Below are 25975 nucleotides of genomic sequence, written 5' to 3'. Positions count from 1 at the left end.
CCTCCTGCATATGTCTTGGATTGTCATGAATGTGCTTTCAGTATAGCAAATCCGGTTTCGATTTGTCTTCCATTTGTCTTCCTGTACCTGAATGCAGCGCTTGAAGACAAGCATCAGGGGCACGACTGTACACGATGCCCCTGGCTTCTGGCTTACACTATACAAAAAAGCCGGCTGAAAGGATAATGACCAACAAAATATACAGTACGAGCACGATTGCAGCGCCACCTGTCGGGTAGCATCCTCCCGGGTATCCCATAGTCAGTCCTCCTTTAATTGTTATTACATTCACTTCCATGATCAGTATATGCCCGTATTGAAAGAACGCATGGGGATTCGTCTAGCAGAGAAAGATTCCTTCGTCTGTTGCCGCCACTTCTGTCTTGCTTTATGTATTTTTTCATTTCATCTTCATGTCATCTTCAAGTTTTCTTGCATCAAGTTGCGCAAAAAGAGGCGCCTTCATTTCCAGGCGCCTGCTTGCAAAGGTAATCGCTTTATACAAAAAAGCCGGCTGAAAGAATGATCACCAACAGAATGAACAATACCAGAATGATGGCTGCTCCACCACCGTATCCGCCTCCGCAGTAGCCCATATGAACACCTCCTACCTGTCATTGCCTCTTAGTGTCAAGTTATACGAAAAAACCAGCAGATAGAATGATCACTAACAGAATGAAGAGTACGAGTACAAAAGCTGCAGCGCCACCGTATCCGTAACCGCCTCCACAGGAACCCATGCCAACACCCCCTTTCAAACGGGATGACTGGATTTGGTTAAACAAAAAAGCCGGCAGATAAAATAATGACAAGTAATATGAACAGCACCAATACAAACGTTCCAACTTTTCCGTAGCCATATCCTCCACCACAACCATAACCGCCGCCGCCATATCCTCCACCATAGCCATAACCGTAAGGGTAACCCATTCTCATACCTCCTTTACATGGTCAACGCTCCGTACACGTCATAACCCGGTGCCCCGATAATCTCAGTTATATCTCCTTATCGATGGATGATGGATTACATAGTTATTGTATGAGCAGGAATCATTTCCGATTGGACACCCGCTGACTCTGTGTGAAATTAAGAGATCGACCCATACCAAAGACAAAGAGAGGCACCACGAACGGGTGCCTCCCTTATCAGGTTGAAGCAATTATACATAGAATCCAGCAGAAAGGATGATGACAAGAAGAATGAACAATACCAATACGAATGCAGCTGCACCACCATATCCATATCCTCTTACTGCGCTCATGCAAACTCCTCCTTCTTACTTGTGATGTCCTTACACTTACATTATATGAATCATCATCACAGTGGATTGGACGTTTGCGTAGTTTTCTGAATTTAGACGCAGTTGGCGTTCAATCTGCTTCGATGCCATGTTCTGCGCGTACTTTTTCCAGCAGCCTGCTGCAGGCTTTATTGATCAGTTCATACACTTCATCGAAATTGCCCGTAAAATACGGGTCCGGTACATTGCGAACCGGCTGATCAGGCAACAGGTCCAGCAACTTGATCACACGATCTGCGGCGCCAGCCCCGACCGCTTGCAGGTTCTGTACATTCTGATCATCCATGGCGATCACATAATCATAGGTTGTGAAATCTGCTGCGGTTACCTGTCTGGCCCGCATGCCATCCTGGTTGATTTTCATTTCTGTCAATTTGTTTCGAGTTCCTTCATGAGGTGGCTTACCAATATGCCAGTCACCGGTACCTGCAGAATCTACAGAAATCTCGTGCTCCAATTTTGCCTCTTTCACCTGATGCCTGAATACGGCCTCCGCCATGGGAGAACGGCAAATGTTGCCGAGACAAACAAACAATACATGAATCATGGCGATTCTCCTTCTTATCATCTTCATATTTTTGAACATACACAGGATGGAACTTCCTCGTGTGTGTCAGCGGTCCACTGTTATTGCATACGCAAGAGCCGATATCGATTCAACGCGCCTGCAATCTCAAACCGTCTGGGCATGGCCAAATCTCCGGGATGAGCACCATAGTAAGGGGATATGGCTTCCAGTCCCCTTTCCTCTATCTGTGTATATACAGCGTCGATCGCCTCGCTGACCGATTGATTTTTCTTCCTTTGTTTTTGCAGCCATAACAAGGCATAAGCAATGGCTCTCGTTTGACTCGTCTCCAGCAGTTGTTCCAAAAACGCCAGGTCGATCCAGCTGCGACCATATTGAATCGTGGTCTGGTTCTTGGCTTCTACCTTCTGCTTGCTCCCGGGGATCATCAAGGATCGACTGTCCAGTTTCCGAGACGAGGTCATCAAGTCGATCTCATGCTCCAGGTCGCTGGAACGATGACTAGGATAAGATTGTACGATTTCACGGGCCTGAAGCGTCGCATCCTGTGGCACGTATGCATCCATCACGATAACTTGGTCACTCACTTCCAGATAATCACCAGAGCCACCCGTTACGATCACGGTAGACACGTCCTGCTTCTCATATAATTGACGGACGTGATCCATGTAAGGTGTAATAGGCTCGCGTTCCTTGTGAACCAGGGCCTGCATTCGCTGATCCCGAATCATAAAATTCGTGGCGCTCGTATCCTCGTCAATCAATATCGCTTTCGCACCCATTTCCAGTGCTTCGATGATGTTGGCAGCCTGAGATGTACTTCCACTGGCATTTTCCGTCGTAAAGGCCGTGGTATCCTGTCCAAATGGCAAATGATTGATAAAGGGCTGGATGTTCACCCGCTCAATGCTGCGACCGTCCTCTGCACGAATTTTTACAGCATCCGTGTCCGTAATCACAAATTCTCTGCCGTCCACGGCGATATGAGGATATACCCCTCTTTCCAGACTTCTCAGCAACGTACTCTTGCCATGAAATCCCCCACCAGCAATGACCGTAACCCCTCGGCGAATCCCCATTCCGGCAATGGGTGCAGACCGATGTCTGACAGGTATCTCGATCTCCATGGATGCTGGAGACTGAAATGCAACAGCCTGCGAAGCGTGCATAGGACGATTGCTGATTCCGCTTTCACGCGGCAATATGGAACCGTTCGCTACAAAAGCGATGTACCCGTTCGTTCGCAGAAAAGTGCGGATGTCCTCCTGCTGATCTGCAAGCATCAGTTGAGCTTGCAATGATGCATGATCCAGAGACGCTCCTATTTTTTTGAGTGCAAGCGGCAGTTGATTGCATAACATCTGAATGGCATTCAGGCCAAGTATCCTTCTGCCGGCAGCAGGCAAACCGATGGTCATGCGAATGTCCAGGTGATGCTTGAGGATCGCGATAGAAGAGCGCTCGAGCATCTCCTGTCCGGGCGTATCCATCATCGCCAGGCCACTGTTGCCCGTGCCCTTGGTCAATCCATGGTGGCTGTCGGGCTTGCCTGAGCTTTGTTGACTGTGGCGACCAGATATACGAACCAGCTCACTAGCTAGCTGGCGGGTCATATAATCGACAAAAGCGATCTTGCGTGCTTTCGTTCCGACCCATTCCTCTTCAAACGCCACAAAGGATTTCGGGATGACCCAACGGATTCGGGTCGGTGCTGCAAATGGATCGCCCTGCACATAATCAATATGGAGCTGGAACCACTCTTCCTCGTAAGACCCTTCAATTTGCTTGTACATTTTATAGCTTTTTCCATCCAGATTCCGAAGCATTTTCTCCAATGAATGTAACACGACAACTCTCCCCATGATCTTGCGATTTATACTTTTAAACCTATCAAAGCTTGTGCATTCTTTCAACCATCATCCCATCCCGTTCCTCAACCATTCCCCATCCTTGTTTCTCCCACTTCTCAGTCCGCCTCCGGGTTTGCATAGCTTTTGTCTTGCAAAAACAGACGCCAGAACATAATAAAGGCAGGGATCAGCAGCGCCGCTCCAATGGTATAACCGTACAACAACGATCGAAACATCGCGGGATTGGTAAAGCCTTCTTCAACGGTGAGCATCGGATACAGGATATACGGCATATGAGAGGCGCCATAGGCATAGCTGGCCAGGCCATACTGAATGACAGTGCCGACTACCGCCACCCTTGGCAATCCCTTTTCCCCGTCTCTGCCCTGTATCCATAAGGAGGCATAAGCGAGGACGAACGCAGCCACAGACAGTCCGAACCAGAACCCGTGATCGATAATCGCCTCCACAATCCAGCTTGCCTCAGGCACCATCGTCCATGTCGTAAGGACAGCAAATCCCAATGTGGACGGACCGAAGGCGACTGCCAGACGACGATACGTTTGATAGGAAGATGAATCACCCGCGACCTTCGCGTAATCTGCCAGAAACAGGGCAGATAAATACAGCTCGGTCGTCAGTCCGAACCCGAGGTGGGCATAGAGGGTAGGCGATTGCAGCAAATCGGCAAATCTCAGACTGACAGATTCACCATTTACATTCAGAAATCCGCCCAGCGTAACAGGGAGCAGGCTGATCAGCAAAGCGGGGATAAACAGACCTGTCACCCCTGAGACGATACGCAGCGTTCCGCGGAAGCGGTCAACCGAATAGGCATACACCATAAAGGTCGAACGGATCGTGAGCAAAATCAGCACCAGACTGACCGGAACAATAAGGAGCGAACCCAGCGTATAGGTGGCATGCGGAAAAAAACCAACCAGCGCAACGACCAGCAAAACGAGAAATACATTCGTAACCTTCCAGGCCGGCGACAGGAAACGATTGGCCAATTCCCCTGCCCTTGTTCCCTTGTGCTTTCCGTACAGCATGGACCAAAAGCCAGCCCCGAAATCAATGGAACCGACGATGGAATAAATAAATATAAACACCCACAGGATCACAATGGCAATCATGGCCTCTGGCACAGTCATAACCCCTTTCTTTTTACTTCCAGTCTTTCAGACCGTAACCTCAGGAACCTCAGGACAGCTCGCGCCGCACAGGGTGGCGACGGAAGTAAAACAGCATAATGAAGATCGTCAGCAGCAACAAAAACGCGTACAAAGAAATGAAGAGCAGGAACAGCGTACCCAGCGATTCGGATTGCACAGCCGCATCCTCCGTTCGCTGAATGTGGTAGATGGTCCAGGGTTGTCTGCCTGTACAGCTGAAGATCCATCCCGTCTCAATCCCGATCATCGACAAGATACCGGTCGTCGTCAGAATACGCAGCAGCCAGGCAGGTATTTGACGCTTGCGAATATACCGATAGAATAATCCGGCGAATGAAAGGACGATCAGGATGGTGCCAATCCCTACCATGAGATTGAACAACAGATGAATATACAGAGGCGGCCATTCGTCTCTCGGGAATTCATTCAAGCCCTTTACAACCGTATCAAACCGATTGTCGGCCAGAAAACTGAGCAACCAGGGAATTTCCAGTCCGTACTTGACGCTGCCGGTCTCTTCATCTACGATTCCGCCGATTGCCAGCGGCGCATAATCCGTCGTCTCAAACAGCCCCTCTGCTGCAGCCAGCTTCTCTGGCTGATATTCGTGCAGCATTTGTGCCGTCTCATGACCGTTGATCGCGGTAAACAGAGACATGATCGCTCCGACCATCAATCCGAGCATCAGCCCTTTTTGATGATAGGCCTTCGTTTTCTCATCTCCGCGATTTTTCAACAGCTGAAAGGCTGCAATGGACACAATCGCAAAGGCCCCCGTCATAAAGGCTGAACTGACCACATGCAGGGAAGTCGTCCACAGGCTTGGATTGAAAACGGCTGCCCATGGGTCCACATCGACAACTTGACCCTCCTCGATTCTGAATCCTTGCGGCGTATTCATCCAGGCATGCGCATCCGTAATCAGGACAGCAGAAGCCGTCGCGCCAATGGCAACCGATATCACACTGACGATTCGCATCGTGGGAGACAATCGATCAGCCGCAAATACATAAATGGACATAAAGACCGCTTCTAAAAAAAAGGCCCAGATTTCCACCTGAAAGGGCAAGGCAATGACCTGTCCGACAATTTCCATAAATCCGGGCCACAGCAACGCCAGCAGGACACCCACGATCGTACCCGACGGGATCGCCACTCCGAGAATAATGCCAAAGCCTTTGGTCAGTCTTTTCGCCATAATCGCGTAATCCCGATCCTTGCGAACCTGGTACATAATCTCCACGATGACGATCATGAGGGGAATCCCTACCCCGAGCGTTGCAAATATAATATGAAAGGCCAATGAAGAGCCCATTAACGATCTCGCCATTTCTACACTATCCACTTCCAGTTCTCCTCCTCTACGATCAGCACTGACATGCAAATCTTTCCATGCCTTACTATGCACGCTGGAAGCAATTTCTATGCATACAAAAAAGCAAGCCCGAGTCGGCTTGCTTTTTACTTCAATCCCTTATGACTGTGGTACACATTGCGATGCCGCATTTAAGTCTGATAGATGCGCTCCCGTTCATCGTCCTCCAGTGGTCTTCCCTTTGCTTCTACCACGACCGTACCGTCGTTCATTCCAATAATCCGATCCGCATATTTCTCAGCCAGTTCCAGCCGATGCAGTGTGCAAATCAGCGTGACGCCCGACTTGCGCGTCATTTCTTTGAAGTCTCTGACGACTTCATTGGCTCGTATCGGATCCAGACCGGACACGGGCTCATCTGCCACAATGACCTTCGCTCCCTTGGCGATGGCTTTGGCGATGGCCACGCGCTGTTTCTCTCCCCCACTTAGCTGCATAACCGGCTTGTGAGCCAAATCCAGCAAACCAAGCTTCTCCATTAGATCCATCGCTTCCATATGTGTTTCCTGGTTCGTTCCCAGCAGTCTCTTCCAGAACGGGAAAGCCTCCTTCACACCCTGCTTCACGTTCTGCAGACCGGTTTTTTGGGGCAATAATCCCAGCGTGTCCTTCAAATAGGCCGCCTGCTTTTTCAGCTTCTGCCGGGAAGTAAACGTATTGGGCGAAATGACTTTCCCCTGAAATTGATAGGTGCCCCGGTGCCATGGTGTGTTCAGTGTGATGCATTCAAGCAGCAACGTTTTTCCACTGCCGCTCGGTCCGATGATGGCTGCCAGTTCACCTGTGTCCACATTCAGCGATACCTGCTTCAGGAACGGTTTGTTGGCAATTTTCTTCACCAAATTTCGTATCAGTATCATGCCTTGTTCCTCCTTCTCCCTTGTCTAACTGGCTGATTTCCTCTATGTAGCATGCAGCAGTCTGTCCCAAATGGGCCCATGACTTTACGTTATCCGGCTACTGGACTTATCCGGTTATAAGCGACTGTGCTGCTCGAAAAACAATTCTCTTGTCATCAAATCCGCAATATCCGCTGGCGGTAAACTGCCATATGCGAGCATCAGCTTGACGAGCGCGGCTTCAAACGACAATTGCACGAGCGGAATGACGCCTTCCTTCAGCAAAACATGCGTGGTAGCGTAATGGGGTCCTTCCAGCTGTTTGACAGGTGTGAGATAGACGGGAATACCTGCTGCACGAGCATTCCTTAGCCACTCCACGAGTGTATGGTCATGACCTTGCCGGATATTCAGGGTAGCGGAGTGATACGTATCCAGCAATATAGCCTTCGGCGGTGTGGATCCCCAGCCCATGTACGCAAAGCTTTGCCCAGGATGCGGCCTAACAGCCAGCACTTCTGATGTGAAGGTGTATCCCCCTGCCAGCAATAACGGCTCCTTGCGTGCAGCATATTGGTTCAGTTTCGCTGAATCGGGATTGAGCGTGTGCGGATGAAGCGTGGGTTGTCCATTTTCCATCCAGGCAAACGGCTCACCGAGGGTACTGTCAAAATCGTCGGTAAAGTGTCGGCACTGCAACAGTCGGGAAGCGAGATAAACTGGCATCTGGCCCCTGACATTTTCATATATGCTGTACACCCCTGGCAGCGAAGCAGTTGCAATCCAGTCTACAGCCGCTGCAAAATTGCGCAGCCCATTGCTCCCGGGCTGATCTAGCGGCTTGTTGCTCGCTACGGTTACAATCGGCACCGGACTGTCCGCAAACATATAACTCATTGCGATGGATGTATAGGCTAGCGTATCGGAACCGTGTGTCAGAATGACCCCATCATACTGCGCATAGTTCGCTTGCTTGAGCGCGTAATACAACATGGTCCAATCCTGCGGCTGCACATTCTCGCTTAATTGATTAATGGGCTGAATCGGTGTAAATTGAACGTTTAGTTCCGACTGAGATCGAGTAGACATAACCGAATCCGAATATTGCTCCAGGATAAAATAAGAGGAGGAATGGACATCAATCTCCTGATTTTCGGTGACCGATCCGATCGTTCCCCCGGTAAAAACAACGAGGATATGGGTCAATAGGCTCTTCCTTTCCTTGCCTGCGGTTCAGGGCTTTCTGCTATTACTATAAATGGCTGCCCCCCTGAATGCAAGTGCCTTCCTCACGAAAAACACCCGTCCTGAAAAGGACGGGTTGGTCATGCCTGGAGCCTATCGATTTTCCTGTTTGCCTACCTGATTCAGGCTGGGAGGCAAGTTTCGCTGTTTCTGACTGGAAGGCGTATGCGCTTCATCCTTCATGGAAGCCATATTTTGCTGCTCATGGGTTCGATGGCTTTTGTTGTGCGGCATTCCTACCACCTCCTGGTCTTAGATTGCCAAGAGTGATTGTTCCTTATGCCTGTACATCCTTCAGGTACGACTGAATGGTTTCCTCCAGCTTCTCAGGCGCAGTCACCGGGGCAAACCTTTTCACCGTTGCCCCGTCCGGATGCACCAGAAATTTCGTGAAATTCCATTTGATCTTTTTGCCCAGCAGTCCGCCAGTTTCTTCCTTTAAATGGTCGAAGAGCGGATGGGTCTGCTCGCCATTGACTTCGACTTTGTCAAAGACAGGAAAGGATACGTCATACTTTAATGAACAAAACTGTCTGATCTCTTCGTCATTGCCCGGCTCCTGGTTGCCAAACTGATTGCAGGGAAATGCCAACACTTCGAGTCCCTGATCCCGATACTTGTCATACAGCTTCTGCAAGCCTTCATATTGGGGGGTGAATCCGCACTGGCTGGCGGTATTCACAATCAGCAGCACCTTTCCCTTATAATCTTTCAGCGGGACATCCTTCCCATTCTGCCTTGCTTCATATTCAAAAACCTTCATCACATCGAACCCCTTCCTGTTTACTTCATTCTCACCATCTTCTGCTTCTTTTTATTGTACAAGGTTTGTTTAGTCTTTTCAATCATACAGAAAAGGTTTGGTTTTATGCTCATCTTGCAGTAAAATAAAGGTATGAGCGGGAATTACCGCAAAGGAAAAAAAGGAGTGTTGAAAGAAATGGAATATAATCTGCGGGAGGAAGTCGCGAACGCCATCAGCCACGGAATCGGTACCTTGCTCAGCATCGCGGCACTCGTCCTCCTTGTCGTATTCGCCAGTTTGTATGGAGACGCTTGGCACATTGTCAGTTTCACAATCTTCGGGGTTTCTCTCGTCCTCTTATATACATGCTCTACGTTGCTGCACAGTTTCCCCAAAGGAAAAGTCAAAAACCTGTTTGAAATCCTGGATCATTCCATGATCTATGTGTTAATTGCCGGAACATACACCCCTTTCCTGCTCGTTTCTCTCCGTGGTCCACTCGGATGGACGCTGTTTGGCATCATCTGGGGTCTGACAGCTGCAGGTATCGTATTCAAAGTATTCTTCGTCAAACGATTCATCATCCTGTCCACGCTGCTATACATTGTAATGGGCTGGATGATCATCTTCGGATTTGGACCGCTACGGGAAAGTGTACCGGATACCGGTATTTTCTGGCTCGTGCTTGGCGGGGTCGTGTATACGTTGGGCTCAATCTTTTATGTATGGCGGAAGATTCCATACCACCACGCTATATGGCACCTGTTTGTCATCGGCGGGAGTGTGTGTCACTTCTTCGCTATCTTCTTCTATGTACTCCCCATGCCTGCCATCTGACGAAATGTATGAAACGAATAGCCCAGACACAAGACATCAAAAAAGACCGAGGAAGGGTCAGGGACGAGAAACGTGATCTCACGAATTCTCTCATCCCTTGCCTGACTCGGTCTTTTCCTGTTCCGCTATGGACGCTCCATGGCTCCCTTCATTTTGCCACAATCCGGGTGACTGTCAATCCCGGTCACTGTAAGTAACGAGCAGTCCGCCTTCACCCGCATACGTACCGATGACAGGACCCATTTCAGAAATAATGATCTCCCTGAACGGATACTTTTGCTTGATCATTTCCAGCAAGTCCTTCGCTTTTCCTTCATCGTTGCTGTGCGCTATAGCGAGTACGGCTTTCTCAAAATCAACCTTGACCTCACCAATCTTGTCTACCATCCGTTTGATCGCGTTTTGGCTGCCACGTATTTTCTCCATCACTTCAACGGCGCCTTCCTCACTAGCCCGCATCAGCAGTTTAATGTTCAGTACCGATGCAATCTTTCCTTTCACGCGATCCAGTCTTCCACCCTTGATGACATTTTCCAATGTATCCAGAAAGAAATACGTTCGAGTCAGTTTGACCTGTTCGGTCACATATCGAAGGAGCTCTGCCCGTTGCAGACCTTCCGTTGCGAGACGAGCCGCTTTCAGCACGATCAGACCCAGGCCCATGGAAGCGGTTTTCGAATCAATCACTTCCACCTTGTGGGCGTAGCCATCCTCTTCCAGCATTTCTTTTGCGATCAGCGCATTTTGATACGTACTGCTCAGTGCAGAGGACAAGGACAGAACAATGACATCTGACTGCAAGGGGGCGATCGCTTCCACAAACTGAAGGGGAGACGGACTGGATGTTTTCGGGAGATTCTTGGCATTTTTCATGCGCTCATAGAATAGCCGGTTGTCTTCATTGGAGTCCGTTACGTAGTCATCGAAATGCACCGTTAAAGGCACGACTTTAATATCCATTGTGTCCAGCAGCTTGATCGGCAAGTCTGCCGCACCATCTGTTACAATTTTCACTGTCATGTCACTCACTCATTTCTGCCAAATTCCATATTTTCTATTCGTACATTATACCGTAATGCGGCTTTCAAGACTACAGGATTCGACAATTACAGACAAATTCATCTCGGAATCCGGTCCCTCTTATGCGGCGTCATTACGGGAACACATGTGGAGAACACTCAACGTTTTGCAGGCCAACGATTCTGAATGTCTGGGTCTGCGAGAAGAAGCTGCTTGATCCGGTCTTTCTCGAACGGCGTAAATTGCAGCTCACAGTCCATCCCATCGAACTGAGGCGTCATGTCCAGTATCTGGCCTTCATGCGTGCAAATGACCAGGGCCGTATAGTCGTACTCGTACAGATGCTCTTCTTCATCCTTTACCCATAATGTACACGTGATATCCACGTAATAGTCATTTCGAATCTCCCAATTTGGACGAATGGCATCAATGCGCATATCTTTCATTTCTTCTGCTCCGTATGCAATCAACGGTTACCCTCCTTTTATTTGAACAGATCGGTGCCACAGCCCTAAGCTGACAAACAGGATGTACATTCCGCCCAGCATCAGGAACATGGAAGCCGGATGAATCCACTGAATGCCCATTCCGCCCAGATTCGGACCGATTATGCTCCCGATGCTGAAATGAATCGAGGCGACAATATTTGCCTTTGGCAGCAGTGATCGGGGCAGCAGATCCGCCGCGTACGCAAGACCTAACGAGAAAAATGATCCCACAAAGCCACCCGCCAGAGCCAAACAGGCAAGCAATGCCCACTCATTAGGCATGAACGGCACACTGAGAAAGGCCAAACCGCCGATTCCACCTGAACTGACAAGCCATTTCTTGCGTCCCCAGCGATCCGAGGCGATGCCGAGCGGAATCTGCAGGACAAGACTGCCTACGCCGACAGCTGGCAGCAGAACGGATATCCACTGTTCGGTCAAACCTGTGCGCAAGCCATACACCGGGAAATTGCTGTTTAGACTTGCCTCCATATAGCCAAACATCAGAGCCGGCAACAATGCGAACCAGGCCAGACGATAGATTCGGCCATACGCTTGCTTCGTTTCCCCGGCCACCCCTCTTCGCTCTTCCGGTTCCGGATAATCATGAGGGAGCAATTGCATAAGCGCCAGGGCCACAGACAGACAAACGGCCATCGTCACAAACGGAAGCCACATGGCAATATCTAGCAGGTTAATCCCGAGTGGTCCCAGACTGAAACCAATCGCATAGGACATCCCGTAAAAAGCGATATTGCGTCCCCTGGTTTCCTTCGGGCTGGCGGAGACGATCCATAGCTGCGTGGCATAGTGGAGCAGGCTGTCACCAATGCCGACCAGTAGTCGCAGTATGACCCATACCAACATGGACGGGTAGAGTGGAAAGATCAGACAACTGATCAGTACAATGACAAAGCCAAGTGAGATGGATCTCTTGTATCCATATGTGCGTACAATCCGTTCCACCACAAACATCGCCAGGAAAACCCCGACATACAGGGATGCCGCGTGGAGGCCGTTAACTCCGGAGGAGACCCCCTCCTGTTCCAGAATGAGGGACAGCATCGGAAGCAGCAGGCCCTGGCTCATTCCGGTAAACACAACGGCAACAATCAGAATGATAATTCGTGAAGGAGTTAAGCTGTGAGTCGTCATGATGAATGTCTTTCCTTCCAGAGATTGAATAAACAAAAGAAGATCAGGCAAAAGTATGTCCGTAATACTCTAAATCCCGATATTTGTACAGGAGGCAGCTATGATTCCAATCGCAGAAATGATGGAATGGAGCCGGCAATATAGCGGCAAAACTGTTCAGATCAGCAAATATGAATCGGAGGATCTCGATCATCTCATTCTGCATCTGGATAAAGTCACATTCACGGCGCTTGACCCGCATGACGAGGATAGCTATTTGGCCAGTCATGCTTTGTATTTACACGGATATGGCATGTTTGACACGCATCAATCCTACGTTCAGACGTATTTGCCTCATGCGCCATTGCCTGGTCAAATTTACGTGATCCCTCTCGATGAAGTTCATCGTTGTGAGATCATGCCCGACCATCTCTATATTCAAACCGCCAGAGCCAATTACAGCATCAAGCCACTTCGGAACATGCCTGATCTTCACTGAATCTATATGAAACGTTCCTATTTTCGACGCAAAGGTATATCGGCAAGCAAATAATCGTCATCCATGTCCATCACATAAAAGCGATGATTGCAGCATGGCATGACCAGCCAGTGCTTCTTGCCTGTTTGAATTTCCTTGACGTCTTTTGCCTTTAGCGGCAGTAAAATGTGCTCGGCCTCACAGGATGGGCAGGCTGAAACGTAGTAATCTCCCATCATTTTCTCATAAGGCCATGTATGGTTATAAGGAATCATTCCTTTTCCCCCTCCTACCTGTCCTGAAACTTCAATCATCATAGCACGTATAGGTACATAAATAAATGACTGTCAAAAAGTACAATGGACAGACGAGGGGGAAGCCATGGAAGATTGGAGCACGTACTATGAGAAAAGGGTGCGACGAGATTTGCTGACTTGGGAAAATGAGATTCGGGCATCCGACTCCCCACTCTCCCGAGCTTCTCAGGGATTAAGCCGTAAAATAAACAGATGGATACCGCAAAAAGCCCACGACGCACTAACTTCGGCGATCAAAGGAATGGTTAAATCGGTGTTAACCGGCGCCCAGTTCATACCCAAGCCGATTGCAGATCCTTCCCTCTCCTTGTATGAGCGCGATGAACAGGCCAAGCTTGTCATCGGAAAATATCGCAAAATCGCAGCGACAGAGGGGGCCGCCACTGGGGCAGGCGGGATCATCCTTGGCATGGTAGACTTTCCAGCTCTGCTTGCCATCAAGATGAATATGTTGTTTGAGTTGGCTCCGCTGTATGGCTTTGAGACCCGTTCTTATCGTGAAAGGCTGTTTATTCTGCATGTGTTTCAATTGACGTATTCGAGCAGCCAAACCCGTAACCGCATTTTTCATACGATTCGTCACTGGCAACCAGATACGACGATTTCAGAGCCGGACTGGCAGACTTTTCAGCAAGAATATCGAGACTCGATGGATTTGCGCAAGCTGCTGCAGCTGCTCCCGGGTATTGGCGCCGTCGTCGGAGCGTGGGCCAATGACGGCTTGACCAAGGAGCTGGGACGCAATGCGATCTGCAGCTATCAATCCCGCTACCTGTCCGTAAATAATCGCTAGTCCCGACTCTGAATCACCAGCAACAAGCCGTCTCGAAGGCGAACAAACGCCTCATCCTTCTGGAGTCTGTTGCTAATGCCGAGAGACTGACCAATCTTCAATGTCGCATTGTGGAGCGGATATTCAAATCCCTCCAAATCAATGCCTGTCACCGTCCAGGTCAGCGGCAGCAAGGAAATATAGGAAAAATGGCTACAATCGGCACGTTGAAGATGCAATTCATCCTTCACTAGCCATATTTGATTATGGGTATCTAGCAGACGGCACCGAACGTTCCTCTCCGTCCCCTCAACGAGGACATGTACGTTCGCCAGACTATGATCAAAGCGGGTACCAAGTGCACCCATGATGACCACTTCATCTGGCTCCCAGGCAAGGGCATGCCGGAACGCCAGCTCGGTATCGGTCTCATTTTTATCGATCGGATCACAGGTGAGCCATTTCTCACTGCCCTCTCTCACTTGCTCGAGCTCCCTTTCCGAAATTGAATCGAAATCTCCTACGGCCAACTTGGGGCGAAATCCATGCTCGATCAGATGTAACGCCCCGCGATCAGCGCCGATCAGCCAGTCCCCTTCTTGAAGCTGACCGAGCAATTCAGGTTCAAAAGAACCTCCGGTTACAATGACTACTCGCCTCACGCTTATGCACTCCCCTCCATCGTGTTCTTTTCATGTATTCTTATCGTTCACCTTTCCTCATGCTTGAGACATCCATCTTCGTGACATGCATCATATATCCATCTCACCTAAGTGTTCAAGTTATCCGGTCTTGACCGCCTGCCCTTTTCTCCTGTTTTTCCGCAGCCATTGAGACGGAATCCAGAGCATTGCCAGCATGAATAAGGTAGTCAAGCCAAGCAGCATCAAACTGTTGCCCGTCCCTGCTCTCTCCAGACTGTTTCCGAGCAAGAGGGGAAGAATGGAACCCCCGATTCCGCCGGATGCGATCATCAGACTGATGACCTGATCGGGATAACCCTGGACGGCCTCATTGGCGGCAACGAGACCAATGGCAAACATGCCGGACATGCACAGCCCGATCCACAGAATGGAGACCAGGAGCCAGGTATAATGATTGGACATCGCCATACCCAGCAGCCCCACCCCCGTGCCTGCCGCACTGGCAAGCAAATAACCCAGGTAGGAGGTTGCCTCAGACAGATAACCTGCGATCATCCGTCCAATCGACATCGTGATCCAGAAGAACGTGACCGAAAAAGCTGCGATCGATTCGGATGCCGCACTTTTCTCCAGGACCATCGATGGCATGAAGCTGACCAGACTAATTTCCAGACCGACATAGAGCATAAAATATAGACAGAACCAGATCAGCAAACGATAGGAGGAACGCAAGACCGTCCAGGTTCCAACAAACGGACGATCCTCTGTTGCCGCAGCGCTTTCTTCAGTCCGAACTAAAGCGCTATCCTCAGTCCGGGCAGCCTGTCCGATCCGATGCATGACAGGTCGTGTCACAAGCCATAGCAGCATACCCAGCGAAGCCGTAATGAGAAAAACAGCGTACCAGAGATCAATCCGAATAAGCAGGCCGGCACAGAGTGGCAAAATCAGGGCGCCCACCCCGAAGAAAACCTCAATCTGACTCATCTTGACCGCTTTGCGAGAGGCGAACAACTGAATGACCAGTGCCCCAATCATCGTTTCAATCACACCCAGTCCAAATCCCCCAAAGGGAGCGGCCAGCAGCGTATAGGACCATCCCAGGTGAAGAGCATACACGATTGAGGTCAGACTCATCGCCGCGATACTGATCATCAGGATGCTTGTCTTGGACTGGATATGGGCCCAGTACGGTGCGATAAGTACACCGACAAGAAAACCGAGAAATTGCATGGATACGAGCCATCCACCGTCCCCGTATTGCTCCTGGTAACTGCTGAGCATCTGGGGCATCACCGATCCGATCCCGACATGGCCAAACCCGATAAACAAATAACATACACAAGCATATATAAAAAAGCGTTGATGATCACGCATATGGACGACCACCAGTCTGATCCGCCCACAACAGCGCTCTTCGTAAAATGGGGTCTGTCACTTTTTGCTTGTCTGCCGCATAGGCGTTGGCATCATCTCCATGCTGCTCCATCCATTCCTGTTTCCAGCGTCCGTATCGTTCCGCTTCCCTCGGATGGGCCAGCAGGTATTGCTTGAAGGCGAGATGCTGCAGGATGTGAGGATGTCCCTGCTCGAAGACATGCAAATGATGTGTGCGATGAAAGCCCCCTTTTACAAAATAGGCTCTTCCTGAAATGCCGTTCTCGCCTTTCGAGGTGTACCCGGCGTAAGACAAATCTTCCTCGAATAAATCCATAAAGCTCACGTCCTTTACCACGGCCAGCAGATCGATAATTGGCTTGGCCAGAGGCACCGTCGATATGGACGTACTGCCGATATGATGAATCTCCAGGCACTCACTCCCCCATATTCTCCGCAGGATGACAGCCTCAGATTCGAAGAGGCTGGCCCATGCTGGCTGATAAGATTGTAAAACAAGCATTCGCTTCATAATCAGACCCCGTCCTTTCCACGATGAAGTTCGATCAGGGCAATTTCGGGCCGGCATAAATACCGAAATGGCAAACGTGTCGTGCCGATGCCCCGGCTCGTATAAATATACTGTTGATGTCCGGGTTGATAGAGATGGTCCTGATACACCTTGCCAAGCGGCGGATTGATCACCGCGCCCAGCAGAGGCAACCGAATTTGTCCGCCATGGCTGTGGCCGGACAGTTGCAAATCTGCATATACCGATTGACGGCGCTCATCCTTCAACTGCTCAATATAATCAGGGGCATGCAGCAACAGCAAGCGAAAACTGTCCCGGTGCTCTCGTAGCCACAGAGCCGAATCCGGCTGTCCGCTCAGTGCATCTTCCAGCCCGCATATCGTCATGGCATCCCCTTTGCTGGAAACGCGCACCACTTTGTTTTGCAATAGCTGAAAGCCTGATGCATGCAAGAGGGAAGTAACGGTGGGATAGTGATGTGAATAATCATGATTGCCAAGCACTGCAAACTTCCCCAACGGCGCGTTTAATCGGCTCCAAATCTCGCCCGTTTCCTCACTGAGGCGTGTTGCCTTGCGCTGATCTATACTGCGATCCATTAAATCTCCGGTAAAACAAATCATATCGCCTTGAAGCGATTGAATCCGCTCCGCAATCATTCCGAAATGATCCGCACCCAGAAAAAAACCGAGATGCAAATCACTGAAATGAACAATCCGCAAGCCATGGAAGGCTTTCGGAAGCTTATCCAGCGTGAGCTGTATATGATGAACACGCAGCCAGCTTCGCTCAATGGCAAAGGCGTATCCGGCATTCAGCGCAGCAGCTGCGGTCCCAATTACGGCAAGCCGTTTCATAAATGCCCGTCTTGTCATCCGTTTGGCATTCAAGCTTCATTCTCCTTCAAATCAGAATCCATCCTATCATATCATGTTTGAGGAAAGACAATCCAACCAGAAAAAGCCCTTTTATCTCCAACGCTCTCACCACTGGTGTGAACGGGACAAGGAGATACAAGGGCTTTCCGCTACGAATAGATGGATTCAGGTTGTCATGCTGCTATTGAGAAAGGTGGAAGGGCATGGGCTGCATCTGCTCGAGTCTGACAGACTGCTGAGATAAAATGCGTCGTACCTGTTGAATATCGGCAAAGCAGGTCGGGCCTCCGGTAAGCTCAGTAGCTTGCAGCAGACGATCAAAACAGGCGATAGCACTGTCAATCATGTTGACCATCATCAAACTTTCACTATGCCATACCTTTTCATATTGGTGTGTATTCGTTCCGAAATTTTGTTTCTTGAACTGCATGTTCATCCAATCCATGTGGGCTTGCAGAGACTGCATAAAATGCTGCAACCGACCGACCATTTGTCCGATCTTCAGTTTCGGATTATTTCCTTCCAGATCCAGTCTTTCATACAACCGTTCCAGATTGGACAGCTCATCCAGCAACGCAATCTGTTCCCGTTTCATTCGAATCCAATGCTCAATCTGGGCTTGCTTCTCTTCGGCAGGCATGATCACAGTTCCATCCACCATGTCTGGTCCCCTCCTCCATATTGGGTAAACGTGATGCCAATTGCTTTACATCATGTTTGATCTCTTGTCATGATTTTAAAACAATGAGAACGCTTCATCTGTGATATTTTTCACATGAGGCTGATTCGGGGTCTGATACCTTTATATTAGCAACAGTTCATTGAATCCTTTACCAAATCCAATGCTTCCTGAAGAGGTGAATGTCATGCCCCGGCTGCTCATACAAGTTCGATATTTTCTCATCTTTTTTGTAGTCACTGCAAATCTGTGGGAGCAGGCTGCTTCCGAATCTGCTCTCATCGCTTATTTGTATGAATGGATCTATTTATTTCATATTCCACTGTTTGTGCTTGTCACCGGCTATTTTGCCGGCAAAGAATCTTTTCTAAAGCTTTCCTTCATCATCCTGTTTCCTTACGTCGTTTTCCAGTCTGTTTATTGCTTGCTGGATGTCGTGTTCTTTCATATGCATGAAGGAGCCTACTCCTTCTTTATCCCTTACAGCTTCTTGTGGTTTTTATTCAGCCACTTTTTCTGGCGCCTGCTGCTCGCGGCCGTTATCCGATATCGTTTCCCTTTTGTACTGGCCATATGCACCAGTTGCCTGATCGGGATGGTACCCGATACTGGAGGCTGGTTCTCCCTTCAAAAAATGATCTACTTCTTCCCGTTTTATTTACTTGGCGCCCAACTTGCCAGCAACGTGGGAGCGGGCAAAACGATGTCCCGTGTACTAGCGTTTCTAAGGGAGAAGCCCCCGATCTGGCTGCGCTGGATCTTGTTCCTGCTCATTTCTGTTTTATTCCTGACTGTCACAGAGGTGGCCTGGTTGTCCGGACAGTGGAATTATGAGCAGCTCGGTTTATCCATCGGCTCCGGCGTGTTCATGCGAGTCGCAATGTATGGCATTCAGCTTTTGACCGGCGTCTGTCTGATTGCAATCGTAAGAGGTCAGTCCGACTTCCTGCATGATAGCGGGAAGCAAACGTTTTTCGTTTATTTATTGCACGCCTCCGTCGTCAAGACGATACTGGCGCTCCAATTGCTCCAACCGCTGTCACCCGTTATGATGGCCTGGATGGTGCCCGCCGCAGCGTGGCTGCTTGTCTGGCTGCTCTCCCGCCCGCAGGTGAAAAGAAGCCTGCATTATGTCGTAGAGCCGGGCTGGCTGTTTCAGCTGGGTCTGAAATGGAGACACGGGGATGAAGCGAAGCCGCGCGGAGTATGATACAATATCCTTCGGAACCCTGCATTTCGATGCAGAACAGATTGCGTGACGAAGGGAGCATCCATGTTGTACGGATTGAAATGGCTGTCCGCATTAACAGGAAAAAGACTGATTAAAACGGCCTTGTCCGTATTTATTACGGCCTCCGTTTGTCAATTCTTCGGGTGGCCGGTCATCTTTGCCGTCATTGCCGCTATCGTTACCGTTGAGCCAACCGTCAATGCCTCCATTCAAAAAGGAAAAATCAGACTACCGGCAGCAGCGATGGGTGCCGCGATTGCCATGGGTCTCGATGCAGCCCTCGGCCAAACGCCACTAGCCTATGCGCTGTCTGCCTTTTTCACTATATACTTCTGCCATCTGTTCAAGTGGGATGATGCGATCATTGTCGCCACCTTGACGGCGGTAAACATGATCACGATGACCGAGACCCATTATCTGCTTAACTTCTTCGTGCGATTGGGGACAACCTCTACCGGAATCGTGATTTCCATCCTCGTCAACTTTCTCATTTTCCCTCCCAATTTTCAGCAGGCTGTCCGGAAAGCCTATCAAAATATTTTTCACCAAACCCATCAGCTTCTGGAAAAATGTCTGGACTATCATTTGAAGCAGTCCGGCAGCCGCATGCAATTGAACCGCAGCCATCAATCGCTGCTAAAAGAAATTGATCGCTGCATGAACCTCGTGCAGTTCCAGTTTCAGGAGTATCGCTACCATCGTACAGCGCCTGCCGAGATCAGGGAACTGAAGCGCATCCAGCAAAATGTGCACATTTTGTACAGTGTGGCCTTTCATACCGGTGACTTCATCACCCTCTCCACAGACAAGCAAGTGGCCTGTTCTAGGGATGAAGAGACGTGCATCTGGCAAGCCTGGGAAGCCATCTCCAACCAGCTTCTGCAGGATGCATGGTCGAGACCTGTCCAGGAAAATGCGCTCGATGCAGCCTGTCGAGTCAACCTGATGCATCTCGTTCACGATCATACGGGCGGGACAGACCATGATCCATCCAGCTTTTCCAAGGAAGCCTCGATCGCGTATGAGCTGCTGGCGATCTATCGACTTCTGGAAGGACTTCATCCGCTTGGTGAATCTTCTGTCCGTACGGTATAGGTGAGTACGTTATGACATTCATCTGTGAAGACCACAAAGGCTGTAGCACTGAACCGTGCTACAGCCTTTTGCAATTATGCGTTCAGCTCATCCGGCCAGGACTGAATCAAGGCAGGTTGATCATGCAGTGGCAATTTGCGATACTGAATAATTTTCCGGGAATACGTTCTCGCCAATTGCTCTGCCTGTTCGCGTGTCTGGGCATACACATATAAATGAAATCCGGACTGGTCTTCTTCAGGAAGAACCAGTGTCCAGCCATCTTCCTCCATAAATTTGATCCCGTCGATCAATTCCACCGGCTTGCCTTTGGTTTCCCTCATCAGAAAACGCATCACTTTGCCTTTGTCTGTCCAGCTGCATGCCACCTGCCGCTTCAGCCAGACAAAGTCCGGGGCACCTTCCAGCACCGCAGAGATCGAGACGTCTCTGTCAGTCAGAAGACGATCAAGACCAATGGAAAAATACATGACATCATGATACAAGAAAAAGGAGCCATTCTTCCCTGCTCTCACCTGAGCGCGATAATCGGCTTTGCCTTTATGTACCTTCTTACCGGCTAACCGCGCCCACTCTTCCAGAATGTCGGGCATGTTCACCGGAATCGTCAGTTCGCTTTCTTCGGTCATGTGCAGATACACCATCAACTGAATCAGCAGCAGTTCCTGTTCTTCCAGCCATTCACCGCGCTCATTGCATATCCCTTTCAGCGTTCCGTCATTTCCGCATATCAGCGCTCCCTGAGCGTGAATGGCCTTTATCATAGCAGGTATTTCCGTTTCACTCTTTCCTAGCGGTGAGATCGAGGTGACCGGATAGGAGATCCACCGGGAAGCAAGTCTGGCGACCGCACGGCCATGCAAATTCAGCTTCCCCTGCTCCTCACAAACCATGATCCACTGCCTTTTCCCATCCATACCACCAGACAGAAGCTCAAATTTGTCACGATGGCCGGTGCATATCCGACTGGCTGCTTCCATCGCATTCCAGTAAGGAAGCATACTGTCTACTTCGATCAACTCTCTGCCGACCTCATCATGACCAATTTGCCGAAACTGCTCATGATCGAATGCACTTTGGATTTGGCGTTCCTGATTTTTGGGAATCGGCAAGCCCTCTTTGTCCAGCAGTTCTAGCCGAAGGCGCTGTTGCTGGAAATCAGACTGATAGGCGTAAATGGCAAAATCCGTCCGTTGATATACCACCTGATGTCTGACGGCTGGAAGAGAAGCGCCCTTGCCCGTGATGAGATGAATGCCGGAAGCCAACAGACCCATTTTCAGTGCATCGATAGCCAGTTTCGGCGTCGTCTGTTTGTCATGTTCCAGCAGGACTCGTGCTCCTTTTGGAAGAACGGAGGCAATCGCACACGCCAGACGCTGAAGCATACCGAGTGACAGATCAACCAGAAGCTGTCCCTCGATGCCTTTGTCTCCAAACAGATGATACTTTCTGGCATCCTGCCACAGGATGGACTGCCTGATCTCACTTTGATGATCAATAAATTTGTATGGATATATTTTAACTTGCGGGTGAATCCGGCTGTTTCGTCCCACTTGGCAATGATCGCCGATAACGGCATGCTCCATAACACAAGCATTGGTTCTGATGAGGCAGTTTTTACCGATGGTCGCCCCCTTGACTTCACTATGGCCTTCCGTGAATACGTCTTCCCATAAGATGGCGGATTCGATGACACCGCCCTGATTCACAATACAACCGTTCCCCAGCACCGCGCGCGGACCAATCATGCAATCAGGCTCTACAATGACATCACTTCCGATCCAGACGGGAGCTTTGACGGAAACATCGGGACTGATATCTGCCTCTGGAGAGATCCAAATCCCCGGCTTTACTTGCAATCCGGTAATCGCCGCCTCCACTTTACCCTCCAGAAGATCCCAATGTGCCTGACGATATTGTTCTACACTGCCAATATCCGACCAGTATCCCTCTGCCACATACCCATATAACGGCTGCTGATGCTGAAGAAGCATCGGAAACAAATCTTTGCTGAAATCCATCGGTTCATGCTCATTCATCCATTTCAGCGTTTCAGGTTCTAAAATATAAATGCCGGTATTCACCGTATCACTGAAAACCTCACTCCACGTCGGCTTTTCCAAAAAGCGATAAATGGCGCCATCTTCATCCGTCATGACCACACCAAATTCGAGAGGATGGGCGACCTGTGTGAGTACGAGAGTGGCCAGTGCCTGTTTTTGCGCATGAAATTCAATCGCTTGACTAAGGTCGAAATCGGTCAAAGCGTCTCCGCTGATCACGATAAAACGTTCATCGAGAAAATCTTCCGCATTCTTGATGCTGCCCGCAGTACCTAGCGGTACTTCTTCCTGAAAATAAGAGAGATGGACCCCGAACTCACTTCCATCTCCGAAATAATTCTTGATCTGTTCCGGCATGTACTGCATGGTCACCGCAATGTCTGTAATATCATGCTTCTTGAGCAGATCGATGATGTATGCCATCACAGGTCGATCCAGCAAGGGGACCATCGGCTTGGGTGTATTGCTCGTTAACGGGCGCAGTCTCGTTCCTTTGCCGCCTGCCATAATTACTGCTTTCATCTCGACATCCCTCCAGACACTGGTTCTCGATTCCAGACCCTTTCATAAACGTTCATCGTATCTCTTGCAATCTGCTGCCAACTGTAGGTGTGAAGCACCTTTTCATAGCCTGCCTGGGCAAGCTGATCGCGATAAACCGGATGGTGCAACAGGGTGAGCGTAGCCTCAGCCAAATCATCCGCCATCCCTGGTGTCACTGTCATCCCGTCCACACCATGAGAAATAATTTCCTGTAAACCGCCTGTTTGAGACACAATGACCGGTATGCGGGAAGCCATCGCCTCCAGTGCAACGATCCCGAATGGTTCATAATAGCTTGGAAATACACATAATTGTGTGCGAAGCAGCAGGCGATTGCGGGTCTGATCATCGACAAATCCGGGAAACCAGAAATGCGCTTCCAGCTGCCGTTGTCTCACTTCATGCATCCATTGCTCTCGCATCGGACCTTTTCCTGCGACAATCCATTTTGCCCTAGGCTCGCGCTGCAATACTTTCTCTGCGCTCTCTATTAGAGTTGCAACGCCTTTTTCCCGGACCAGTCTGCCAATGAAGAGAATGACCAGGTCCTCTTCGGCAATCGGCCAGTCATTTGAACTCTCATCCATATCGACCTGAAGGTTTGCGACTTCGATACCGTTATAAATGACGTGAAGCTTGTCACCTGGCAGTGAAAAAATACGACGGATTTCCTGTTCCATGTACTTACTGCAGCAGATCACTTGATCTGCCTCCATGCACAGCCTCCACTCCTGTTCGGAGATTTTGTGCTGAAGTTCAGTGAAGATGCCTTGATTTCGCCCATGCTCCGTGGCATGGATCGTCGCGATCAGAGGCAGATTCATCCGTTTCTTCAATTGCCTAGCCGCATAGGAGACCAGCCAGTCATGAGCATGAATCAGGACGGCAGGCCCTCCTCCCAACCTGCATTGTTTGGCCTTCTCGACCATGGCAATATTGAGTTGCAGCACCCAGTCCAGAAAATGAATGTCCGGTTGCCGTGGTGTGCTTACCCGATGAACGTGAATACCATTCATCACTTCATAGACTGGCCACGTGTCCGCTCCTGATGTAATGACGTGAACATCGATTCCCTGCCTGACTAATTCCGTCGACAGATCGAAGACATGTCTGGACAATCCCCCTACTGTCAGCGGAGGAAATTCCCACGACAACATCAAGATGGTATTCCGTACTGAGGAAACAGAAGAAACGGGATGAGCTTCTCTCGAATGAGCACGCAGGCTATGATGGTCACGAGTCCGAAAAGCTTCATACTGCAAGCCTTTTCCGAACTGATCCTCGTCATCATACAGATCAAGGACAACTTCATCTGCTTCTGCTGCTCCCGCAAACATACGCTGCAAATGCCAAAATCTTTCCTTATGCTGTTCCATGCGACGCTTCGCGTATTGCACGGTTGTCTGATTATCTATAATAAAAGCCCAGTCACTGCTCTGGGCAAGCAATAGTTCCCTTCCCATGAGGTTCAGTATGCGCCGCTCCCATTTCGTCGGTCCTTCACAGGCATTGGCCTGTTCAATCATCTGCTGCTCCATCCTGTGCAGCTCTTTATATATCCAGCAATTGTCCTTCCCGAGCCACACATCACCGTAACCGCCGCGTCCCCAGCTTGAGAAATGAAGCTCACTGACATGAGATTCAGGCTGTTCTTTCAATTCCAGGACAGCGGTTGTCATCTGTAGCTTGTCGTTCCGTGCAAGGTGACGGCACACCTGCTCGATCCACTGCACACCCTCAAACCACCAGTGGCCAAATAATTCGGTATCAAATGAGGCCGTCATACATCCGCCATGCCTGCTTCCACTGGTGCGTAACGTTTCCGCTTTCCGATCGAGCATGGAAACGAAATGATAGGCATGTTCAGAGACTTTACAGGCTGCGACTTGCGGATCATATATGTCCTTGTCCGGGGTTTTTCCCGTGATGCGATAATATTTCAGTCCTGTATTCAGTCTTACACCACTCGGATGCATAAACGGCGCAATCTCGGCATCGCTCGCATCAAATCCGACATCTCGATAATATTCCCGATAATGGGATTCTCCCGGGTAACCTTCTGTCGCGGACCACACCTGTTTGCACAATTCGCCGTCTCTTGCAAATACATGGATGCCCGCTGGTGTCTGGACGGGCTCATATAATCCGGCTGGCGGCTGAGGTCGGCTATGAAGCAGCGCATGGGCATCTGTGTAAAAGAAATCCAGTCCATATTCACACAATAGATGATCCAGTTCCGGCACATAGCCGCATTCCGGCAGCCAAATCCCCCTCGGTTTGCTGCCGAGCAGCCTTTCATGCACGCTCACGGCATACGCAATCTGTACCCTTCTGCTTTCCTCTGTCTGAATATAAGGAAGGAAGGCATGCGTCGCAGAAGACGTAATCAGTTCCAGATTGCCCTGCTCCCAGTGGTCTCGAAAATGCTGAAGCACATCCGTATGTAAGGTATGTTCATAGTAATATCTGATATCCTGTATCCGTTGACAGTACCATTGTCTAAGCGCAGACAGACTGGATGACGCATCCGTCTTGCTGAGTTCGTGAAAAAGCAGCTTCTCCAGATTGTCCAAATGCTGCTGATACCGTTCATGCAGTTCCTCCATCGCCAGCATGGTTAACAGGGGCGGGGTCATCGACATCGTAATGCGAAAAGCAACATTCTCCTTGCTCAACTGATCCAGACTCATCAATAAGGGTAAATATGACTCCGTCAATGCCTCGAACAACCATCTCTCTTCTATGGCATGCTCATCCTTGTGATGAAAAACATAAGGCAGGTGAGTATGCAGCACCAGATTCAATCGTCCCATGAGTTCTCGCCA

The 25975-nt window shown here is 49.7% G+C and carries 28 protein-coding genes; 5 read left to right on the top strand and 23 right to left on the bottom strand.

What is annotated here, in order from left to right; translation table 11 throughout:
• Positions 1–157: 157 nt before the first annotated feature.
• From ACFSUC_RS16340 to ACFSUC_RS16285, 12 genes are all read right to left on the bottom strand, one after another.
• Positions 158–259: a YjcZ family sporulation protein gene (locus ACFSUC_RS16340; RefSeq protein WP_379930699.1), complete on the bottom strand. Its 102-nt coding sequence runs from the start codon at positions 257–259 to the stop codon at positions 158–160.
• A gap of 238 nt (positions 260–497) precedes the next feature.
• Positions 498–596, bottom strand: coding sequence for a YjcZ family sporulation protein (locus ACFSUC_RS16335; RefSeq protein WP_379930698.1), 99 nt, complete (start codon positions 594–596; stop codon positions 498–500).
• A 181-nt stretch (positions 597–777) separates the two neighbouring features.
• Positions 778–930, bottom strand: coding sequence for a sporulation protein YjcZ (locus ACFSUC_RS16330; RefSeq protein WP_379930697.1), 153 nt, complete (start codon positions 928–930; stop codon positions 778–780).
• Between the two features lie 230 nt (positions 931–1160).
• Positions 1161–1262 carry a sporulation protein YjcZ gene (locus ACFSUC_RS16325; RefSeq protein ID WP_379930696.1) on the bottom strand — a complete coding sequence of 34 codons (102 nt, stop codon included), beginning with the start codon at positions 1260–1262 and terminating at the stop codon, positions 1161–1163.
• A 109-nt stretch (positions 1263–1371) separates the two neighbouring features.
• The gene (locus ACFSUC_RS16320; RefSeq protein WP_379930695.1) at positions 1372–1848 is read right to left on the bottom strand and encodes a low molecular weight protein-tyrosine-phosphatase; all 477 of its coding nucleotides are present in this window, start codon (positions 1846–1848) and stop codon (positions 1372–1374) included.
• An 80-nt stretch (positions 1849–1928) separates the two neighbouring features.
• Positions 1929–3677 carry an ABC-ATPase domain-containing protein gene (locus ACFSUC_RS16315; protein ID WP_379930694.1) on the bottom strand — a complete coding sequence of 583 codons (1749 nt, stop codon included), beginning with the start codon at positions 3675–3677 and terminating at the stop codon, positions 1929–1931.
• A gap of 119 nt (positions 3678–3796) precedes the next feature.
• Complete coding sequence (locus tag ACFSUC_RS16310; protein WP_379930693.1) at positions 3797–4834, bottom strand: cytochrome d ubiquinol oxidase subunit II; 1038 nt, start codon at positions 4832–4834, stop codon at positions 3797–3799.
• 49 nt (positions 4835–4883) lie between these two features.
• Complete coding sequence (locus ACFSUC_RS16305) at positions 4884–6200, bottom strand: cytochrome ubiquinol oxidase subunit I (RefSeq protein WP_379930692.1); 1317 nt, start codon at positions 6198–6200, stop codon at positions 4884–4886.
• A gap of 161 nt (positions 6201–6361) precedes the next feature.
• Complete coding sequence (locus tag ACFSUC_RS16300; protein WP_379930691.1) at positions 6362–7090, bottom strand: ATP-binding cassette domain-containing protein; 729 nt, start codon at positions 7088–7090, stop codon at positions 6362–6364.
• Between the two features lie 114 nt (positions 7091–7204).
• Positions 7205–8275 carry an asparaginase gene (locus ACFSUC_RS16295; RefSeq protein ID WP_379930690.1) on the bottom strand — a complete coding sequence of 357 codons (1071 nt, stop codon included), beginning with the start codon at positions 8273–8275 and terminating at the stop codon, positions 7205–7207.
• Between the two features lie 132 nt (positions 8276–8407).
• Entirely contained in the window at positions 8408–8548 is a 141-nt protein-coding gene (locus ACFSUC_RS16290; protein WP_379930689.1) for a hypothetical protein, read from the bottom strand.
• Positions 8549–8591: 43 nt separating this feature from the next.
• Positions 8592–9077 (bottom strand): glutathione peroxidase, encoded by a 486-nt coding sequence (locus tag ACFSUC_RS16285; protein ID WP_379930688.1) that lies wholly within the window; start codon positions 9075–9077, stop codon positions 8592–8594.
• Between the two features lie 177 nt (positions 9078–9254).
• Here ACFSUC_RS16285 and trhA point away from each other — a divergent pair, with 177 nt between their 5' ends.
• A complete protein-coding gene (trhA, locus tag ACFSUC_RS16280; protein WP_379930687.1) occupies positions 9255–9896 on the top strand; it encodes a PAQR family membrane homeostasis protein TrhA in 642 nt (213 codons plus the stop codon).
• Positions 9897–10070: 174 nt separating this feature from the next.
• Here the strand turns inward: trhA and ACFSUC_RS16275 are convergent, their stop codons facing one another.
• The 3 genes from ACFSUC_RS16275 to ACFSUC_RS16265 form a co-directional block, all read right to left on the bottom strand.
• The gene (locus ACFSUC_RS16275) at positions 10071–10916 is read right to left on the bottom strand and encodes a DegV family protein (RefSeq protein WP_379930686.1); all 846 of its coding nucleotides are present in this window, start codon (positions 10914–10916) and stop codon (positions 10071–10073) included.
• A 158-nt stretch (positions 10917–11074) separates the two neighbouring features.
• Positions 11075–11386 (bottom strand): hypothetical protein, encoded by a 312-nt coding sequence (locus ACFSUC_RS16270; protein ID WP_379930685.1) that lies wholly within the window; start codon positions 11384–11386, stop codon positions 11075–11077.
• 3 nt (positions 11387–11389) lie between these two features.
• Complete coding sequence (locus ACFSUC_RS16265; protein ID WP_379930684.1) at positions 11390–12559, bottom strand: MFS transporter; 1170 nt, start codon at positions 12557–12559, stop codon at positions 11390–11392.
• A 100-nt stretch (positions 12560–12659) separates the two neighbouring features.
• Here ACFSUC_RS16265 and ACFSUC_RS16260 point away from each other — a divergent pair, with 100 nt between their 5' ends.
• Positions 12660–13037, top strand: coding sequence for a hypothetical protein (locus ACFSUC_RS16260; protein ID WP_379930683.1), 378 nt, complete (start codon positions 12660–12662; stop codon positions 13035–13037).
• Between the two features lie 17 nt (positions 13038–13054).
• Here ACFSUC_RS16260 and ACFSUC_RS16255 read toward each other — a convergent pair whose 3' ends face one another.
• The gene (locus tag ACFSUC_RS16255; protein WP_379930682.1) at positions 13055–13291 is read right to left on the bottom strand and encodes a hypothetical protein; all 237 of its coding nucleotides are present in this window, start codon (positions 13289–13291) and stop codon (positions 13055–13057) included.
• Between the two features lie 106 nt (positions 13292–13397).
• Here ACFSUC_RS16255 and ACFSUC_RS16250 point away from each other — a divergent pair, with 106 nt between their 5' ends.
• On the top strand, positions 13398–14126 hold the full coding sequence (locus tag ACFSUC_RS16250; RefSeq protein ID WP_379930681.1) for an EcsC family protein: 729 nt from the start codon (positions 13398–13400) through the stop codon (positions 14124–14126).
• Here the strand turns inward: ACFSUC_RS16250 and ACFSUC_RS16245 are convergent.
• The 5 genes from ACFSUC_RS16245 to ACFSUC_RS16225 all read right to left on the bottom strand — a co-directional run bounded on the left by ACFSUC_RS16245 (position 14123) and on the right by ACFSUC_RS16225 (position 18197).
• Positions 14123–14767, bottom strand: coding sequence for a thiamine diphosphokinase (locus ACFSUC_RS16245; protein ID WP_379930680.1), 645 nt, complete (start codon positions 14765–14767; stop codon positions 14123–14125). The two genes, ACFSUC_RS16250 and ACFSUC_RS16245, sit on opposite strands and share 4 nt — an antisense overlap.
• Before the next feature lie 120 nt (positions 14768–14887).
• The gene (locus tag ACFSUC_RS16240; RefSeq protein ID WP_379930679.1) at positions 14888–16126 is read right to left on the bottom strand and encodes an MFS transporter; all 1239 of its coding nucleotides are present in this window, start codon (positions 16124–16126) and stop codon (positions 14888–14890) included.
• Positions 16119–16658 carry a GrpB family protein gene (locus ACFSUC_RS16235; protein WP_379930678.1) on the bottom strand — a complete coding sequence of 180 codons (540 nt, stop codon included), beginning with the start codon at positions 16656–16658 and terminating at the stop codon, positions 16119–16121. The genes ACFSUC_RS16240 and ACFSUC_RS16235 overlap by 8 nt, the downstream gene beginning before the upstream one ends.
• A 2-nt stretch (positions 16659–16660) precedes the next feature.
• Positions 16661–17548: a metallophosphoesterase gene (locus ACFSUC_RS16230; protein ID WP_379930677.1), complete on the bottom strand. Its 888-nt coding sequence runs from the start codon at positions 17546–17548 to the stop codon at positions 16661–16663.
• A gap of 169 nt (positions 17549–17717) precedes the next feature.
• The gene (locus tag ACFSUC_RS16225) at positions 17718–18197 is read right to left on the bottom strand and encodes a hypothetical protein (RefSeq protein ID WP_379930676.1); all 480 of its coding nucleotides are present in this window, start codon (positions 18195–18197) and stop codon (positions 17718–17720) included.
• A gap of 205 nt (positions 18198–18402) precedes the next feature.
• Here ACFSUC_RS16225 and ACFSUC_RS16220 point away from each other — a divergent pair, with 205 nt between their 5' ends.
• Both ACFSUC_RS16220 and ACFSUC_RS16215 read left to right on the top strand, forming a co-directional pair.
• Positions 18403–19425 carry an acyltransferase family protein gene (locus ACFSUC_RS16220; RefSeq protein ID WP_379930675.1) on the top strand — a complete coding sequence of 341 codons (1023 nt, stop codon included), beginning with the start codon at positions 18403–18405 and terminating at the stop codon, positions 19423–19425.
• A gap of 45 nt (positions 19426–19470) precedes the next feature.
• Positions 19471–20541 carry an FUSC family protein gene (locus tag ACFSUC_RS16215; RefSeq protein WP_379930674.1) on the top strand — a complete coding sequence of 357 codons (1071 nt, stop codon included), beginning with the start codon at positions 19471–19473 and terminating at the stop codon, positions 20539–20541.
• A 74-nt stretch (positions 20542–20615) separates the two neighbouring features.
• On the opposite strand, the gene ACFSUC_RS16210 is transcribed toward ACFSUC_RS16215, so the two are convergent.
• Both ACFSUC_RS16210 and ACFSUC_RS16205 read right to left on the bottom strand, forming a co-directional pair.
• On the bottom strand, positions 20616–23129 hold the full coding sequence (locus ACFSUC_RS16210; RefSeq protein WP_379930673.1) for a sugar phosphate nucleotidyltransferase: 2514 nt from the start codon (positions 23127–23129) through the stop codon (positions 20616–20618).
• Positions 23126–25963: a 1,4-alpha-glucan branching protein domain-containing protein gene (locus tag ACFSUC_RS16205; protein WP_379930672.1), complete on the bottom strand. Its 2838-nt coding sequence runs from the start codon at positions 25961–25963 to the stop codon at positions 23126–23128. The genes ACFSUC_RS16210 and ACFSUC_RS16205 overlap by 4 nt, the downstream gene beginning before the upstream one ends.
• Between the last annotated feature and the right edge of the window lie 12 nt (positions 25964–25975).

The organism is Marinicrinis sediminis (genome assembly GCF_042685085.1).
Classification (GTDB): domain Bacteria; phylum Bacillota; class Bacilli; order Paenibacillales; family KCTC-33676; genus Marinicrinis; species Marinicrinis sediminis.
The sequence above is the reverse complement of the archived record's forward strand: the minus strand, read 5'-3'. Positions and strand labels throughout refer to the sequence as shown.